General features: G+C 61.8%; 15 protein-coding genes. 2 read left to right on the forward strand and 13 right to left on the reverse strand.

Annotated features, from left to right (window positions below):
* Nucleotides 1-25: 25 nt before the first annotated feature.
* From V3W39_RS05860 to V3W39_RS05910, 11 genes are all read right to left on the reverse strand, one after another.
* The gene (locus V3W39_RS05860; protein WP_003211840.1) at nucleotides 26-670 is read right to left on the reverse strand and encodes a methionine ABC transporter permease; all 645 of its coding nucleotides are present in this window, start codon (nucleotides 668-670) and stop codon (nucleotides 26-28) included.
* Nucleotides 660-1,778, reverse strand: coding sequence for a methionine ABC transporter ATP-binding protein (locus tag V3W39_RS05865; protein WP_177114404.1), 1,119 nt, complete (start codon nucleotides 1,776-1,778; stop codon nucleotides 660-662). Before V3W39_RS05865 ends, V3W39_RS05860 begins: the two co-directional genes overlap by 11 nt.
* Nucleotides 1,775-2,590 (reverse strand): MetQ/NlpA family ABC transporter substrate-binding protein, encoded by an 816-nt coding sequence (locus V3W39_RS05870; protein WP_010168897.1) that lies wholly within the window; start codon nucleotides 2,588-2,590, stop codon nucleotides 1,775-1,777. The genes V3W39_RS05865 and V3W39_RS05870 overlap by 4 nt, the downstream gene beginning before the upstream one ends.
* A 143-nt stretch (nucleotides 2,591-2,733) precedes the next feature.
* Nucleotides 2,734-4,086, reverse strand: coding sequence for an LLM class flavin-dependent oxidoreductase (locus tag V3W39_RS05875; protein WP_177120356.1), 1,353 nt, complete (start codon nucleotides 4,084-4,086; stop codon nucleotides 2,734-2,736).
* Complete coding sequence (locus tag V3W39_RS05880; RefSeq protein WP_330212350.1) at nucleotides 4,086-5,279, reverse strand: SfnB family sulfur acquisition oxidoreductase; 1,194 nt, start codon at nucleotides 5,277-5,279, stop codon at nucleotides 4,086-4,088. Before V3W39_RS05880 ends, V3W39_RS05875 begins: the two co-directional genes overlap by 1 nt.
* Nucleotides 5,280-5,304: 25 nt before the next feature.
* Nucleotides 5,305-6,546, reverse strand: a complete 1,242-nt coding sequence (locus tag V3W39_RS05885; RefSeq protein WP_177040911.1) for an SfnB family sulfur acquisition oxidoreductase — start codon at nucleotides 6,544-6,546, stop codon at nucleotides 5,305-5,307.
* A gap of 184 nt (nucleotides 6,547-6,730) precedes the next feature.
* On the reverse strand, nucleotides 6,731-7,516 hold the full coding sequence (locus V3W39_RS05890; protein WP_330212351.1) for a hypothetical protein: 786 nt from the start codon (nucleotides 7,514-7,516) through the stop codon (nucleotides 6,731-6,733).
* Between the two features lie 337 nt (nucleotides 7,517-7,853).
* Nucleotides 7,854-8,600, reverse strand: coding sequence for an L-cystine ABC transporter ATP-binding protein TcyN (tcyN, locus tag V3W39_RS05895; protein ID WP_177040914.1), 747 nt, complete (start codon nucleotides 8,598-8,600; stop codon nucleotides 7,854-7,856).
* A 3-nt stretch (nucleotides 8,601-8,603) separates the two neighbouring features.
* On the reverse strand, nucleotides 8,604-9,269 hold the full coding sequence (tcyL, locus tag V3W39_RS05900; protein WP_010168909.1) for a cystine ABC transporter permease: 666 nt from the start codon (nucleotides 9,267-9,269) through the stop codon (nucleotides 8,604-8,606).
* Entirely contained in the window at nucleotides 9,269-10,063 is a 795-nt protein-coding gene (gene tcyJ, locus V3W39_RS05905) for a cystine ABC transporter substrate-binding protein (protein ID WP_177040916.1), read from the reverse strand. The genes tcyL and tcyJ overlap by 1 nt, the downstream gene beginning before the upstream one ends.
* A gap of 230 nt (nucleotides 10,064-10,293) precedes the next feature.
* Nucleotides 10,294-11,286: a D-cysteine desulfhydrase gene (locus V3W39_RS05910; RefSeq protein WP_259195176.1), complete on the reverse strand. Its 993-nt coding sequence runs from the start codon at nucleotides 11,284-11,286 to the stop codon at nucleotides 10,294-10,296.
* Between the two features lie 166 nt (nucleotides 11,287-11,452).
* Between V3W39_RS05910 and epsC the strand changes: the two genes are divergently transcribed.
* Both epsC and betT read left to right on the forward strand, forming a co-directional pair.
* Nucleotides 11,453-12,379 (forward strand): serine O-acetyltransferase EpsC, encoded by a 927-nt coding sequence (gene epsC, locus V3W39_RS05915; RefSeq protein WP_010168915.1) that lies wholly within the window; start codon nucleotides 11,453-11,455, stop codon nucleotides 12,377-12,379.
* 426 nt (nucleotides 12,380-12,805) lie between these two features.
* Nucleotides 12,806-14,767: a choline transporter BetT gene (gene betT, locus V3W39_RS05920; protein ID WP_177041509.1), complete on the forward strand. Its 1,962-nt coding sequence runs from the start codon at nucleotides 12,806-12,808 to the stop codon at nucleotides 14,765-14,767.
* A gap of 3 nt (nucleotides 14,768-14,770) precedes the next feature.
* Here the strand turns inward: betT and V3W39_RS05925 are convergent, their stop codons facing one another.
* Both V3W39_RS05925 and V3W39_RS05930 read right to left on the reverse strand, forming a co-directional pair.
* Nucleotides 14,771-15,019 carry a hypothetical protein gene (locus V3W39_RS05925; protein ID WP_259195177.1) on the reverse strand — a complete coding sequence of 83 codons (249 nt, stop codon included), beginning with the start codon at nucleotides 15,017-15,019 and terminating at the stop codon, nucleotides 14,771-14,773.
* 161 nt (nucleotides 15,020-15,180) lie between these two features.
* Entirely contained in the window at nucleotides 15,181-15,912 is a 732-nt protein-coding gene (locus tag V3W39_RS05930; protein WP_177040922.1) for an SDR family oxidoreductase, read from the reverse strand.
* Nucleotide 15,913: the final 1 nt, after the last annotated feature.

Here is a 15,913-nt window from a genome sequence, read left to right on the forward strand (position 1 = left end):
GGCGCTGAGATGGCCCGACTATACCTCACCTCTTGTTCAGAACCCTGGCCAACCGATCGCCGCCCAACTGAATCACGGCCACCAGGATCACCAGCAGCACGATCACCGTCAGCATGATCTGAGTGTCAAAGCGCTGATACCCATAGCGATAGGCAATGTCCCCCAGCCCGCCGGCACCAATCGCCCCGGCCATCGCCGAGGAGTTGATCATGGTCACCAGGGTGATCGTGAACCCGCCGACAATCCCCGGCAGCGCCTCGGGCAACAGCACATGCCAGACGATATGCCAGCGCCGGCAACCCATGGCCTGGGCCGCTTCGATCAAGCCGTGATCGACCTCCCGCAGGCTGACTTCGGCGATCCGCGCAAAGAACGGGGTGGCCGCAATGGTCAATGGCACTACCGCCGCCCACACGCCATAGGTGGTGCCGACGATCAGCCGGGTGAACGGAATCAACGCCACCATCAGGATCAGGAACGGAATCGAGCGAAACAGGTTAACGAACGCCCCCAGCACCCGATTCAAGGCGGGCGCCTGATAGATGCCGCCCTTGTCGCTGGTCACCAGGAACACCGCCAGCGGAATCCCCACCAGCAGCGCGATCAGCGACGACACGCCGACCATCAACAGCGTGTCGATGGCGCCCTGCAATAAACGATCAAACCACATAGCCCAGCACCTCCACCTGTTGTGCCCAGCGCCCGGCGCGGGTGCGCAGTTCTTCGGCGCTCAGGGACGAGCCGCTGACCGCCAGCAGCAATTGCCCCAGCGCATGGCCCTGGATGCGCTCCACACCGCCTTGCAGCAAGCGCACACGGCCGCCGAGGGCGCTGAACAGCGCGGCCAGGTCTGGCTCGTCTTCGGCACTGCCGGTCAATTGCAAACGCAGCACCACGGCGGCGTCCCTTGAGGCCGGGTGGGCATGCAAACGGTTTTGCAGTTCTTCCGGCAGGCCGTGTTGCAACGGGGCCAGCAGGGTTTTGCTGACCTCGTGCCGCGGGTTGCCAAACACTTCCCACACCGGGCCTTGCTCAACCACATGGCCGTGTTCCAACACCACCACGCGGTCGCAGATTTCGCGAATCACCGCCATCTCGTGGGTGATCAACACGATGGTCAGGCCCAGGCGTTTGTTGATCTCCCGCAGCAGACCGAGGATCGATTGGGTGGTCTCAGGGTCGAGCGCAGACGTGGCTTCGTCGCACAACAGAATCTGCGGGTCATGCACCAGGGAACGGGCAATGCCCACCCGCTGTTTCTGCCCGCCGGACAGCTGCGCCGGGTAGGCCTTGTGCTTGTCCTGCAAACCCACCAGTTCCAACAGTTCGCGCACCTTTTTCTCGCGCTGCTCCTTGGGCACGCCCGCGACTTTCAGTGGCAGTTCGACGTTCTGCCACACGGTCTTGGCCGACATCAGGTTGAAGTGCTGGAAGATCATGCCGATGCGCCGACGCAGGGCGACCAGGCGGTCTTCGTCGAAATCGCCGATGTCCACCTGGTCAATCAACACCCGGCCGCTGCTCGGTTGCTCCAGCCGGTTGATCGTGCGGATCAGCGACGACTTGCCGGCGCCGCTGCGGCCGATGATGCCGAACACTTCGCCGCGCTGGATCGCCAGGTCAATGCCTTGCAGGGCCGGCACGGCCTGGCCGTCATAGGTCTTGCCCAGGTTGATAAAGCGCACGTGCGCGCGGTTCAGATCCGGGTGCAGTTCTGTCTGCTCGGCGTCCCTGGGCGGCAAGCCCAGGTCGCGCAGTTGAGAGTGGGCGGCGGTCATTTTTTATCTTCCCAGCCCACTTGGTAGAGCTTGCCAAGGGATTTATCCAACGCGGCGCGCACCACCGGCGAGTGCTGGTAGATGTCGACGAACTTGATCACACGCGGGTCGGTTTTGCTCTTGGGCTGGATCACGAACTGGATCACGTATTCCGGGTGGTCGAGGCCGTCGAACAGCAGCGCCGACTCGGCATCGAAGGTCTTGGACAGGCGGATATACGCCGGGTAGCCCTGCACCAGGTCGGCGTCGTCATAGGCGCGCACCAGTTGCACGGCCTCCACTTGCAGGATCTTGATCTTCTTCGGGTTGGTGACGATGTCTTCTTCAGTGGCCTTGTAGCCCACGCCCGGCTTGAGTGTGATCAAGCCGGCCTTGGCCAGCAGTTGCAGGCCGCGACCGCTGTTGATCGGGTCGTTGGCAATCGCCACGCTGGCGCCCTGGGGCAGGTCGTTGATGCTCTTGTACTTCTTCGAATACAGCCCGACGTTGTTGATGATGCCTGGCGCGTACGGCACCAGGTCAAAGCCGGCGGCGGCCTTGGCGTTTTCCAGGAACGGGATGTGCTGGAAGTAGTTCACGTCGATATCGCCGGCTGCCAGGCTGACGTTGGGTGCGATCCAGTCGGTGAACTCCACCAGTTCGACTTTCAAACCCTGTTTGCCGGCCTCTTCGACGGCGGCCTCCAGGGGAATGGCGAAGGCGGCGGTGGTGCCGACTTTCAACGGCGCATCGGCGGCGAACACTGCCGAGCTGAACAATCCGAGGGCGAGGGCCAGTGCTTTGACTGGGTGGCTGAGCAATGTTTTTTTCATAGTGGATTTCCAGTCATAAGATATTTGTGTGAGCAACTCGGTCAACTGTAGGAGCTGGCTTGCCGGCGATTGCGGTGTGTCAGTTGAAGAAGATTTCGCTGACCCACCGCAATCGCCGGCAAGCCAGCTCCTACAGTTCGGGGTTAGTGGCGGTAGCTGGAACCAGTGTGTTGTTCGGGCAGGTGCGCGGAGCTGTGGAAGACTTTTTCCCGCAGCGTCCCGGTCTCATACGCGGTCTTGTACGAACCCCGGCGCTGCAGTTCCGGCACCACCAGGTCGATGAAGTCGACGTAGCTTTCCGGGGTCACGATGCGCGTCAGGTTGAAGCCATCCAGGCCGGTCTCGCTGATCCATGACTCCAGCTCGTCGGCCACCTGTGCCGGCGAACCCACCAGGGTGATATAGCGGCCGCCGAGGGCGTGTTGCTCCAGCAACTTGCGCCGGGTCCAGTCGTTGTTTTGCAGGTTTTTGGTTGCCGACTGAATGGCGTTGCTCTTCACGTACTGGATCGGTTCGTCGATTTCGTACTGTGAAAAATCAATCGCCGTAGACGCCGAAAAATGCGCCACGCCGGCTTCCGCGCTGGCGTAGCTCAGGTACTCGGCGTGCTTGGCCCACGCGGCTTCTTCGGTGGCACCGACAATCACGTTCAGCCCCATGAACACCTTGATGTCCTGCGGGTTGCGCCCGGCTTCCACGGCGCTGGCGCGCACCTTGTCCACCTGGATTTTGGTCGCGGCCTTGTTCTGCCCGCTGATGAACACGCACTCGGCATGGCGCCCGGCGAACAGCAAACCACGGTCCGAACTGCCCGCCTGGAACAGCACCGGAGTGCGCTGCGGCGACGGCTCGCACAGGTGATAACCCTCCACCTGATAGAACTCGCCCTTGTGCTCGACCTTGTGCACCTTCTCGGGCTGGGCGTACACCCGCGCCTGCGGGTCGTTGATCACCGCGTCGTTTTCCCAGCTGCCTTCCCAGAGTTTGTAGAGCACTTCCAGGTATTCGTCGGCCTGGTCGTAGCGCCGGTCATGTTCGACCTGCTCGGTGAGGCCCATGGCCTTGGCGGCGCTGTCGAGGTAGCCGGTGACGATGTTCCAGCCCACCCGGCCACGGCTCAGGTGATCGAGCGTGGACATGCGTCGGGCGAACAGATACGGCGGTTCGTAGGTGAGGTTGGCGGTGAGGCCGAAGCCGAGGTTTTTGGTGACGGCGGCCATGGCCGAGACCAGCAGCAACGGATCGTTGACCGGCAGCTGGATCGCCTCTTTGAGCGGCACGTCCACCGAGTTCTGGTAGACGTCGTACACCCCGACGATGTCGGCGATGAACAGCCCGTCGAACAGCCCGCGCTCCAGCAGCTGCGCCAGCTCGGTCCAGTATTCGATGGTTTTGTATTGGGTCGAGGTGTCCCGTGGATGGGTCCACAGGCCATGGTTGATATGCCCGATGCAGTTCATGTTGAACGCATTGAGCAGGATCTTTTTCTTTGCCATCAGATAGTCCCCCGCAGTGGCGGGTTCGCCTCGTTGAGGTAGTAATTGCCCACCGCGTGATACTTCCAGCGCACCGGGTCGTGCAGGGTGTGCACCCGGGCGTTGCGCCAGTGGCGGTCCAGGCCGTGTTCGGCGAGGGTCGCCTGGCTGCCGGCGAGTTCGAACAGGGTGCTGCCGGCGGCCAGTGAAATCTCAGTGCTCAAGGCGCGTACTTCGGCGACCGCGATGGACGCGGCCGCGACGGTGTCGGCATTGCTGTCGGCCTGGGCGCGGTCGAGGAACTCACCTGCGCGCTCCAGCAATGCCTCGGCGGCGTGCAGGCGGATGCTCAGGTGGCCGAAGCTTTTCAGGGTCAGCGGATCTTCGGTGGCTTTGTCGCTGGTGGCGTCGATCCATGGCCGGGTCTTGGTGCGCACAAAATGCAGGGCATCTTCATAAGCCGCGCGGGCAATCCCGGTGTCGATGGCGGCGTGAAGGATCTGCGCCAGCGGGCCGACGGTGGTCGGGCGCTCGAAGGCGCTCTGGAACGGGATCACGTCCTGGGCCGCGACCCACACGTTATCGAACACCACCGAACCGCTGCCGGTGGTGCGCTGGCCGAAGCCGCTCCAGTCGTCGATCACGCTCAGGCCCTGGCTGTCACGGGGGACAAAGGCCAGTTGCTGCACGCCGTTTTCATCCACCACAGAAGTGGGAATACGTTGGGCGTAGATCGCACCGGTGGAATAGAACTTGCGGCCGGTGATGCGCAAGCCGTCACCGTCGCGGGTAATCGAGGTAGTGCGGTCATGGGCGGTCTTGGTGCCCAGCTCTGCCAGGGCATTGCCGAAGCGCTGGCCGGCGAGCACTTCGGCGTACAGGCGTTTTTGCTGCGCCGGGCTGCCGTTCACACGGAGCACTTCGAGGGCATAAAAATGGTTTTGCGGGATCTGCCCCAGGGACGCATCCGCCTGGGCAATCAGTGCCGTGACCTTGGCCAGGGTCACGTTGGAAACTCCGGCACCGCCGAACTCCCTGGGTACGCTGATGCCCCACAGGCCGGAGCGGGAAAACACGTCCAGTTCAGGCAAGGGCAGGCGTCGTTCGCGGTCGCGCAGGGCGCTGTCGCGGCGGAAGTCTTCAGCCAGGTCGCTGGCGACAATAAGGGCTTGTTCATCGCTGGTGATAACCGCGACGTGGTGAGAAAGGGTCATGCGTATTCTCCAGAGGTCTGGTCGGTTAAATCCAGGAATGTCGGGCCGGCAATGTGCCGTTCAGGCGATAGGCGCCCACCGCGTGGTACTTCCAGCGCACCGGGTCGTGCAGGGTGTGCACCCGGGCGTTGCGCCAGTGGCGGTCGAGGTTGAATTCGGCGAGGGTGGCGCGGCTGCCGGCCAGTTCGAAAAGCTTTTCGCTGGCGAGCAATGAAATCTCGGTGGTCAGCACCTTGGCTTCGGCCACGGCAATCGAGGCGCGTGCCGCGGACTCTGCGGTGATCGGCACCGCGCTCACTTGGTCCAGCACCTGCCCGGCTTTGCGTAGCAGTGCTTCGGCCGCGTGCAGTTCGATTTTCAGCTTGCCGATATCGGCGATCACATACAGGTCATCGCTGGCCCGTTCGACCTTGGCGTCGATCCATGGCCGCGAGCGCTCACGCACAAAACTGATGGTGTCGTCGATTGCGCCACGGGCGATGCCGGCGTCGATGGCCGCCTGGATCAATTGCGAAACCGCGCCCTGGATGCCCGGCGATTCGCCGAGGCGCCAGGTGTCCACTACCAGTTCGGCGTCCACCGCCACCTGATCCAGCAGCACGGTGCCGCTGGCCGTGGTGCGTTGGCCAAAGCCCGACCAGTCATCAACGATGCGCAGCCCTTCGGCGCCACGCCGTACGAACGCCATGACGACTTTGCCGTCATCGTTCAGCGCCTTGACCGCCACCCAATGGGCGAACAGCGCACCGGTGGAGTAGAACTTCTGGCCGCTGATGACGTAGCCGTCACCTTCGGCGGTGATGCGTGCCTTGAGGTCCAGGGTGTTTTTGGTGCCGCGTTCCGGGCCGCCGTTGCCGATGCGCCAACCGTCCAGCACGCTCTGGAACAGCTGCTTTTTCTGGCGCTCGCTGGCCGCACCTTGCAACACGTGCAGGATGCCGAAATGGTTCTGCGGGATTTGACCCAGCGCCGGGTCGGCCGCGCTGATGATCGCGAACACTTCGGCCAGGGTCACGAAGGACACCTGCGGGCCGCCGTACTCACGGGGAATCGAAATGCTGCCCAGGCCGCTGCGGGTGAAATGCTCGATTTCAGCCCAAGGCAGTTTGCGTTGCTGATCGCGCCTGGCCGCTTGCAGGCGCGCGGCCTGGGCAAGTGTGTGGGCGGCGCTGAGGGCCTCGGCGTCGTTGCGCAGCACCCTGGCGGGCAACAACAGCGGGGCGACGTCCAGATCACTCTGGTGGGGTGTTTGGGCCAAGTTAGACATCAGCGCCGCTCCTTGGCTGCACGCAATGCCCTGGCGTTACGCACCGGGGTAATTTTGACCATACCTACCTCACATCCGTTGAAAAGATAAAAAAATCAGGAATGTCCGGTGGTCCGGTGCATATACCCTAAGCGTGTTAAATTTTTAAATAAACTAACTTTTAGGAATATGCATAGAAGGTCTGTCACCCGGCTTCGCAAGGCGAGCCGGGGCGACGTGGCTGATAGACCAGCGGGGCCCTGGCTGGGCTGGTCGGGGCTTGGGGAACAAGCGCGGCGATGCGCAGGGTGCGGGCGGGCGCCCAGCGTGAATTGTTGCCGAAGCGATCGAGAATGCAGTAGGTCACTTCGAGACGATGGTCGTCCCCGGCCTCGACAATCACCGCCGACGGCACCCACACCTGCAGCGCCTTGCCCACATCGCCGGCCTGGATTTTCGGCAGGTCCAGGCGCACGTCGCCCCAGCGCAGGGTGATCTCGTCATCCGCTTCCATGTTCAGGTACGGCTCGATGGTCAGGGGCACGCCGCGGCGGATCTGGCTGCTGTTGACGCCGTGGCGGCGGATGGTCTCGGGCAGGCCGACGGCGGCCAGGTTCTGGTTTTCGTCGTTACTCAACGCAGAGGGATGGCCACCGGGGTAATCGGTCTTGACCTGCACCCGGGTGACGGCCGACCGCGCCGGGCCGTGGCCGATTTGCATGACCCGGTAGTGAATCCGCGCCGGGCCATTTTGCACAAAGCTTTCCGGCACCCGCAGGCGGGTGGGCATGCCGATTTTGCCGGCGGTGATGCGCCGGGAGGCGGCAAAGCAGTTGTTCCAGAACAACTCGATCAGGTCGCCCTCGTCCATGCCGCAGTAAGGCGCGATATCGACCTGCAGGTGGGTCGCGGCAAGAGCGTTGATGCCTTCACGATTGGCCTGGGGCAAGGTCGGGGCGGTGAGCAGCGCGTGGGTGGAAATACGCTTCATAAATAATCTCCTTGATGCAGCCAGCAGCAATCGTTCCGGACATTTGGCGCGGGCAGGCGGCGTAGTCCGAAAGGAACGATTTAATGAAAAACCAGAATGGATCCAATTATCCTGGCGTTAGATAAGAGGCTTGGTTAGTTGGCGTCAAGAGGCTGGGCGGGGCAAATAGGGCGCTATGGAATATTCAGAAGGGTCTTACTGGAGAGGCGCTTGAACTGGCGGTTTCGAGGTGACTTTTACCCAATGAATAAAGGGCTTTTCCCAAAAAATGCTAAAGAGGTGAGTTGCCTTTCGGCAACTCTATAAAGCGAAGTTTCTTACACCAGGTCGGCGCAAGTTAGTTGTTGATGAACTTGCTGAGAAACTGCCGGGTACGTTCTTCTTTCGGGTTGGCAAACAGTGCCTTGGCTTCGCCTTGTTCAACGATGACGCCCTTGTCGAAGAAGATCACCCGGTTGGCTACATCCCGGGCGAAACTCATTTCGTGGGTCACGATGACCATGGTGCGGTTTTCTTCAGCGAGGCTACGAATGGTCGCCAGCACTTCACCCACCAGCTCCGGGTCCAGGGCCGAGGTGGGTTCATCGAACAGGATCACCTCCGGCTCCATCGCCAGTGCCCGGGCAATCGCGACCCGTTGCTGCTGCCCACCGGACAGGCGCCGTGGGTAGGCGTCTTCCTTGCCCGCCAGGCCAACCCTGGCCAACAGCTTGCGGCCGAGGGCATCCGCGGCGGCCCGGGGCATCTTCTTGACCACGATCGGGCCTTCGATGACGTTCTCCAGGGCGGTGCGGTGGGGGAACAGGTTGAAGTTCTGGAACACAAAACCCACGTGCTGGCGCAGGCGCCGCACCAGGCTTTGCTGTTGGTTGAGCGGGCGGCTGCTGTCGATCTCGATGTCACCGACCTTGATCCGGCCACTGGTGGGTTCTTCGAGGAAATTCAGGCAGCGCAGGAAGGTGGTCTTGCCGGAACCGCTGGGGCCGATGATGGCGACGACTTCGCCTTCCTTGACCTCAAGGTCGATCCCGTTAAGCACCACCTGACCCTTGAATTGTTTGGTCAGTTTTTCAACCACGATCATGCTTCAAGACTCCAGGTCATGCCGGTTGACTCGTGCTTCCAGGCGGTTTTGCACGTGCGCCAGAACGCTGGCAAGAATCCAGTAGATCAAGGCGGCGGACAGATACATGGTGAAAATTTCGAAGGTACGGGCCGACACCAATTGCGCCTGGCGGAACAGCTCCGGCACCTGGATGGTGGCTGCCAGCGCGGTGTCCTTGACCAGGGAAATAAAGCTGTTGCCCAGCGGCGGCAAGGCCGTGCGCATGGCCTGCGGCAGGATGGCCCGGCGCAGGGTCTGCGCACGGGTCATGCCGATACTGGCCGCAGCTTCCCACTGGCCGCGCTCGATGGAACCGATGGCGGCACGCAGGATTTCACAGGCATAGGCGGCCATGTTCAGCGAGAAGCCGATCATGGCGGCCGGGATCGGATCCAGCTCGATGCCCACTTGCGGCAAGCCGTAGTAGATCAAAAACAGCTGTACCAGCAAGGGCGTGCCGCGAAAGAACGACACATAGACCCGGGCGATCCAGCTCAACAACTTGAAGCGCGAGAGGCGCATCAAGGCCAGGCCGAAGCCCAGCAGCAAGCCGAAAAACATCCCGCCCAGGCTAAGGATTACCGTGAAATACGCGCCCTTGAGCAGGAAGGGCGCGGAGTCCAGCGCGAGTTGGAAACCTGCTTCCATTATTGAGTAACGTCAGCGTTGAAGTACTTCTCGGACAGCTTCTTCAAGGTGCCGTCGGCGCGCAGTTCGTCGAGGGCCTTGTTCACGGCGGCCAGCAGTTCAGGCTCGCCTTTGCGCAGGGCAATGCCGGCTTCCTGGCGGGAGAACGCAGCGCCTGCAGCGGCGGTGTCCTTGGCTTTCTTGGCGTATTCCAGTGCGGCCAGGCGGTCGATCAGGATGGCGTCGACACGGCCGATGCGCAGGTCCTGGAACTTGGTTGGGTCATCGTTGTAGGTTTTGACGATGGCTTTGGGTTGGTTGTCCTTGAGCCATTGTTCGTAGTTGGTGCCCAGGCCCACACCGATTTTCTTGCCGGCCAGGTCGTCGGCGGTCTTGATGGTGTCGACGTTTTTCGCCAGGGTCAGCGCCTGGATCCCGGAGACGGTGTACGGCTTGGAGAAATCATATTTCTCTTTGCGCGCATCGGAGATGGTCACCTGGTTGACAACTGCGTCCAGGCGCTTGGATTCCAGGGCGGCGAGGATGCCATCCCACGGCGTGGCTTGCAGCTTGACCTTGACGCCCAACTTCTTGGCCAGCGCTTCAGACAACTCGACCTCGAAACCGCTGAGCTTGCCGCTTTCATCGACGAAGCTGAACGGCGGGTAGGTGCCTTCCAGGCCAATCTTGATTTCGCCGGCTTTCTTGATGTTGTCCAGCTGCTCGCCGGCAACCGCCTGGCCGAGCCACCCGGCGCCAAGCGCCAACCCCAACGTACCAACCAGTAACGTGCGACGGAATACGGAAATAGTCATGAAGAGCCCCTGTGTTTTTTATGTTGAGCGATGCAGGTGACGCGGTAGTCGTATCCTGCCTTAAAAGCGCGGTGTGTGGGAGCGGGCTTGCTCGCGAATGCATCAACTCGGTGTTTAAGATTCACCGAGTCGCGGGGATCGCCAGTAACTTCGCCTACGGCGTGACTATAAACAGCGCTTTTAAGACTTGAAAATAATATAAAACAAGATTGATATTTCTTTATGGAATATCAAAAACTCGAATCATAAGCAAACAACGCCGGTGCGCCACCGGTATGCAGGAAGATGATCGGCCCCTCTTCAAAGCGCTGGCGACCAATGCCATCCAGCAAGCCGGCCATGGCCTTGCCAGTGTAGACCGGGTCCAGCAGCAGGCCTTCCTGGCTGGCCATCAGCTTGATTGCCGCCAGGGTGCCGGCATTCGGTTCGCCATAACGCGGGCCGAAGTACTCGTCCCACAAAATCACCTTGAAGGCATCCGGTATGTTTATGCCCAACAGTTCAGCGGTGCGTTCGGCCAGGCCTTGTACTTTGGGACGCTGGGCTTCATCAGTGCGGGACACGGTGACGCCGATCACCGGCAGGTCCGGCAGCACTTCGCTCAGCGCCAATGCCAGGCCGCTGTGTGTGCCCGCGCTGCCCGAGGCCAGGACCACGGCGGCGAACTGGATGCCGCTGTCTTCAATCTGCCCGGCCAGCTCCAGGCCGGCGCGTACATAACCCAGGGCGCCCAGGGCGTTGGAGCCGCCGATGGGTACCAGGTACGGCTTTTTGCCGTTGCTGCGCAGGCGGTCGGCGAGGGCGTTGAGTTGGGCGTCGACGTCGTCAAGGTTCTCCACCAGCTCGACTTTGGCGTCGAACAGGTCCAGCAGCAGACGGTTGCCGTTGCCCAGGTAGTTGGGGTCTTCGGTGCCCGTGGGGTTTTCCAGCAGGGCGACGCAGCCCAGGCCCAGCTTGGCGGCCAGTGCGGCGGTCTGGCGCACATGGTTGGACTGGATCGCACCGGCGGTCACCAGGGTATCGGCGCCCTGGGCGAGGGCATCGGCGGCGAGGTATTCGAGTTTGCGCAGCTTGTTGCCGCCCATCGCCAGCGGTGTGGTGTCATCGCGTTTGACGTACACGTCACGCCCCAGCCAGGCCGACAGCCGTTCGAGTTTTTCCAGGGCGGTGGCGCCGCCCAGCAGTTCCAGACGGTTAAAGCGGTCGAGCTGTTGTTTGATCATGGCTACGCACGGGTGGTCAGAGATGCACCGACTATAGGCAGGCACTTTTCAGTGGGCAACCGGCAATCGCTTATGCGCACCGGTTATTAGCATTGCACTATTGGTTCTTAAGGACGCTAAGGTTCCTTGCCGTAAAGTGATGGGCATTTCGTCAGGAGTGAAGACCGTGAGTGAGCGTTCCAGTCATTGGCAATTACAGACCATCGTCAGCCAGCTGCGCAGCGCCCGGGACCAGTGGCGCACCCGCAATGGTCGGGTCAGCGGCGAGCAGGGCGGGCGCGAGCTGCCGTCACGGGAAGCCGTGGCGCAGATTCTGGAGGCATTGTGCGGTGCGCTGTTCCCCATGCGTTTGGGGCCGGTGGACCTGCGTGAAGAAAGTGAAGATTTCTACGTCGGCCACACCCTGGATGTGGCGCTCAATGCATTGCTCGCCCAGGCGCGGCTCGAGCTGCGTTACGCCGCGCGGCAAGGCGGCCAGGATGACAGTGAGGTGGACGCCCATGCCATCCACCTGATCCAGGATTTCGCCCTGGCCTTGCCCGCCTTGCGCAGCCTGCTGGACACCGACGTGCTCGCCGCCTACCACGGCGACCCGGCGGCCCGCAGCGTGGATGAAGTGCTGTTGTGCTACCCGGGCATCCTGGCGGTGATTCACCATCGGCTGGCTCACCACCTGTACCGTGCGGGCTTGCCGTTGCTGGCGCGCATCAGTGCGGAAATCGCGCATTCGGCGACCGGGATTGATATTCACCCAGGCGCGCAGATCGGCCCGAGCTTCTTTATCGACCACGGGACGGGTGTGGTGATTGGCGAAACCGCGATCATCGGCGAGCGAGTGCGCATTTATCAGGCCGTGACCTTGGGCGCCAAGCGCTTCCCGGCGGATGAGGATGGGCAGTTGCAGAAGGGCCATCCGCGGCATCCGATTGTTGAAGATGACGTGGTGATCTACGCCGGGGCGACGATTCTGGGGCGGATCACGATCGGCAAGGGTTCGACCATTGGCGGCAACGTGTGGCTGACGCGCAGCGTGCCGGCGGGGGCGAACCTGACCCAGGCGAACCTGCAGCACGACGACGGCACGCAGAAGTAAAACACTGCTCTCTCTAACGATCACGCAGATCAAATGTGGGAGCTGGCTTGCCTGCGATAGCGGTGTATCAGCGACAGAGGTATGGCTGACCCACCGCCATCGCAGGCAAGCCAGCTCCCACAGGAGACCGTATTCCAGTTCTGGCCGCTTTTTCGCTCAGCAATCACTGAACGTTTCCCCATCCCCACGCGTCATACCAATCCTTGAGCTAGTGTAGGAAACACCTACCACTCGGCCCTGCGATTAGTCCTCAAACCCCTATCCATGTTTAACTTGACTGTTCGTTCAAGTTAAATCGGTGGTTCGCTGCCCGCTCACAACAGGAGGCTTACCTTTGCTGAGTCCGTTTTTCACAGCCACATCCCATACCCTTGAGGTGCACCCTACATGAGTGCATCGTCCCTACCTTCCAGCGGTCTGGTCCGCATGAACCCGCCGGTGTTTTACTTCGCCGCGAGCTTCATCCTGCTGTTCGGCCTGACCGTCATCGCGATTCCCGAACAAGCCGGCGCCTGGCTGCTGGCCGCACAAAACTGGGCGGCCAATACGGTCGGCTGGTACTACATGCTGGCGATGACCCTGTATCTGGTCTTCGTGGTGGTCACCGCGTTATCGGGCTACGGCAAGATCAAACTCGGTGCCGACCACGACGAGCCCGAATTCAGTTACCTGTCCTGGGCCGGCATGTTGTTCGCCGCCGGCATCAGCATCACGCTGTTTTTCTTCTGCGTGTCCGAACCGCTGACTCACCTGGTGCAACCGCCCCAGGGCGAAGCCTTGAACGGTGACGCCGCGCGCCAGGCCATGCAGATCCTGTTTCTGCACTGGGGCCTGCATGGCTGGGGCGTGTTCGCCTTTGTCGGCATGGCCCTGGCGTACTTCGCCTACCGGCATAACCTGCCGCTGGCGTTGCGCTCGGCGCTGTACCCGCTGATTGGCAAGCGCATCAACGGCCCCATAGGCTACGCGGTGGATGGCTTCGGCATCATCGCCACGGTGTTCGGCCTCGGCGCCGACATGGGCTTTGGCGTGTTGCACCTCAACTCCGGGCTGGACTACCTGTTCGGCGTGGCCCACACCCAGTGGATCCAGGTCGGCCTCATCACCTTGATGATGGGCGCGGCGATCCTGGTGGCCGTCTCCGGCGTCGACAAGGGCGTGCGCGTGATGTCCGACATCAACATGCTGCTGGCCTGTGCGCTGCTGCTGTTCGTGTTGTTCGCCGGGCCCACCCAGCACTTGCTCAACACCCTGATCCAGAACATCGGCGACTACCTCGGCGCCTTGCCCACCAAGAGTTTCGACCTCTATGCCTATGACAAACCCAGCGACTGGCTGGGCGGCTGGACGGTGTTCTATTGGGCCTGGTGGATCGCATGGTCACCGTTCGTGGGCCTGTTTATCGCGCGTATTTCCCGCGGCCGTACCATCCGTGAATTCGTGTTCGGCGTGCTGTTGATCCCGTTGGGTTTCACCCTGGCGTGGATGTCGATCTTCGGCAACAGCGCCATCGACCAGGTGCTCAACCACGGCATGGCCGCCCTCGGTCAGTCGGCGATTGATAACCCGTCGATGAGCCTCTACCTGCTGTTGGAAACCTACCCGTGGAGCAAGACGGTCATCGCGGTCACGGTGTTTATCAGCTTCGTGTTCTTCGTCACCTCGGCCGACTCCGGCACCGTGGTGCTCTCGACCCTGTCGGCCAAAGGCGGCAATGCCGATGAAGACGGGCCGAAGTGGCTGCGAGTGTTCTGGGGCGCGATGACCGCGTTGGTGACCAGCGCGCTGCTGTTCGCCGGCAGCATCGACTCCCTCAAGTCGGCCGTGGTGCTGACCTCGCTGCCGTTCTCGATGATTTTGCTGCTGATGATGTGGGGGCTGCACAAGGCGTTCTACCTTGAGTCGCAGAAGCAGATTGCGCAGCTGCATTCCCTGGCACCGGTGTCGGGTTCACGCAAAGGTACGGGCGGTTGGCGCCAGCGTTTGAGCCAGGCGGTGCATTTCCCGTCACGGGATGAGGTGTACCGTTTCCTCGAGACCACGGTGCGTCCGGCCATTGAAGAAGTGACGGCGGTGTTTGTCGAAAAAGGCCTGAACGTGGTTACCCAGCCCGACCCGTCCAACGACAGCGTCAGCCTGGAAATCGGCCACGGCGAGGAGCATCCGTTCGTGTATCAGGTGCAGATGCGCGGCTATTTCACGCCGTCATTCGCACGGGGCGGGATGGGTTCCAAGCAGCTCAACAACCGTCGTTACTACCGCGCGGAAGTGCACCTGAGCGAGGGCAGCCAGGACTACGACCTGGTGGGCTACACCAAGGAGCAGATCATCAACGACATCCTTGACCAGTACGAACGGCACCTGCAGTTCCTGCACCTGGTTCGCTAAGGCTCAGGCCCTGATAAACAGGGCCAGTGCCACCAACGGCGCACCGAACACCCCACTGCCGATCACCAGCTCCGAGACCAGGGGCTGGCCGGCAGTGACCACGCCTACCGCGCCGTTCACCACCGACACCACCAGCCAGATTCCGACAAAGCTGTAGGCTAGAATGTGCCGGCTGACGCCCAGCTTCTGGCCGACAAACAGCATCAACGCGAGCAGGATCAGGCCGCAGGTGATGACGAGAGCGGTGTGCATGGCTGAAGTCTCCTGATATGAACAACAACCCTGTGGCGAGGGAGCTTGCTCCCGCTGGGCTGCGAAGCGGCCCCAAAATCCTGGGAGCGCTACGCACTCCAGCGGGAGCAAGCTCCCTCGCCACAATATTAGTGCGTCGTAGGGTGAGTGGTTGTGTGGTTTCAGACCAAACCACCATTGGCCCGCAGGATTTGCCCGTTCACCCAACCACCGGCCGGGCTCACCAGGAACGACACCACACGCGCGATATCTTCCGGTTGGCCAAGACGCTCCAGTGGCGCCATCTTCGCCAGGCCCTGGATCTGCTCTTCGCTTTTGCCATGCAGGAACAGTTCGGTAGCCACCGGGCCCGGGGCGACAGCGTTGACGGTGATGCGCCGGCCACGCATTTCCTTGGCGAACACCTGGGTCAGGGACTCCACCGCCGCCTTGCTGGCGATGTACACCGCGTAACCCGGGAAGTTGAGGCCGACGGTGCTGCTGGAAAAGTTGACGATGCGCCCGCCGTCGTTCAGGCGGGTGGCCGCTTCACGCAGGGCGTTGAAGGTGCCACGGGTATGGATGTCGAAGTTCTGGTTGTAGAGCTCATCGCTGTGCTGGGCCAGCGGAAGCACCTTGAGAATCCCGGCGTTGTTGATCAGCACATCAACCTTGCCCAACTGGGTCTCGGTCTCGTCGAACAGGCGCTTGACGTCGGCGGCGCTGGCCACGTCGCCCTGGATCGCTATGGCTTGGTGGCCGGCCTGGCGCAACTCCACTACCAGTTTCGACGCTTCGGTGGCGCTGTTGGCGTAGTTGATGGCGACGGCGTAACCGTCGGCGGCCAGTTGTCTGGCAACCACGGCGCCGATGCCGCGGGAAGCGCCGGTGATGATTGCAACTTGAGTGGTCATG

Source organism: Pseudomonas sp. Z18(2022) (assembly GCF_036346535.1).
In the GTDB taxonomy this organism is placed as follows: Bacteria; Pseudomonadota; Gammaproteobacteria; order Pseudomonadales; family Pseudomonadaceae; genus Aquipseudomonas; species Aquipseudomonas yamanorum_A.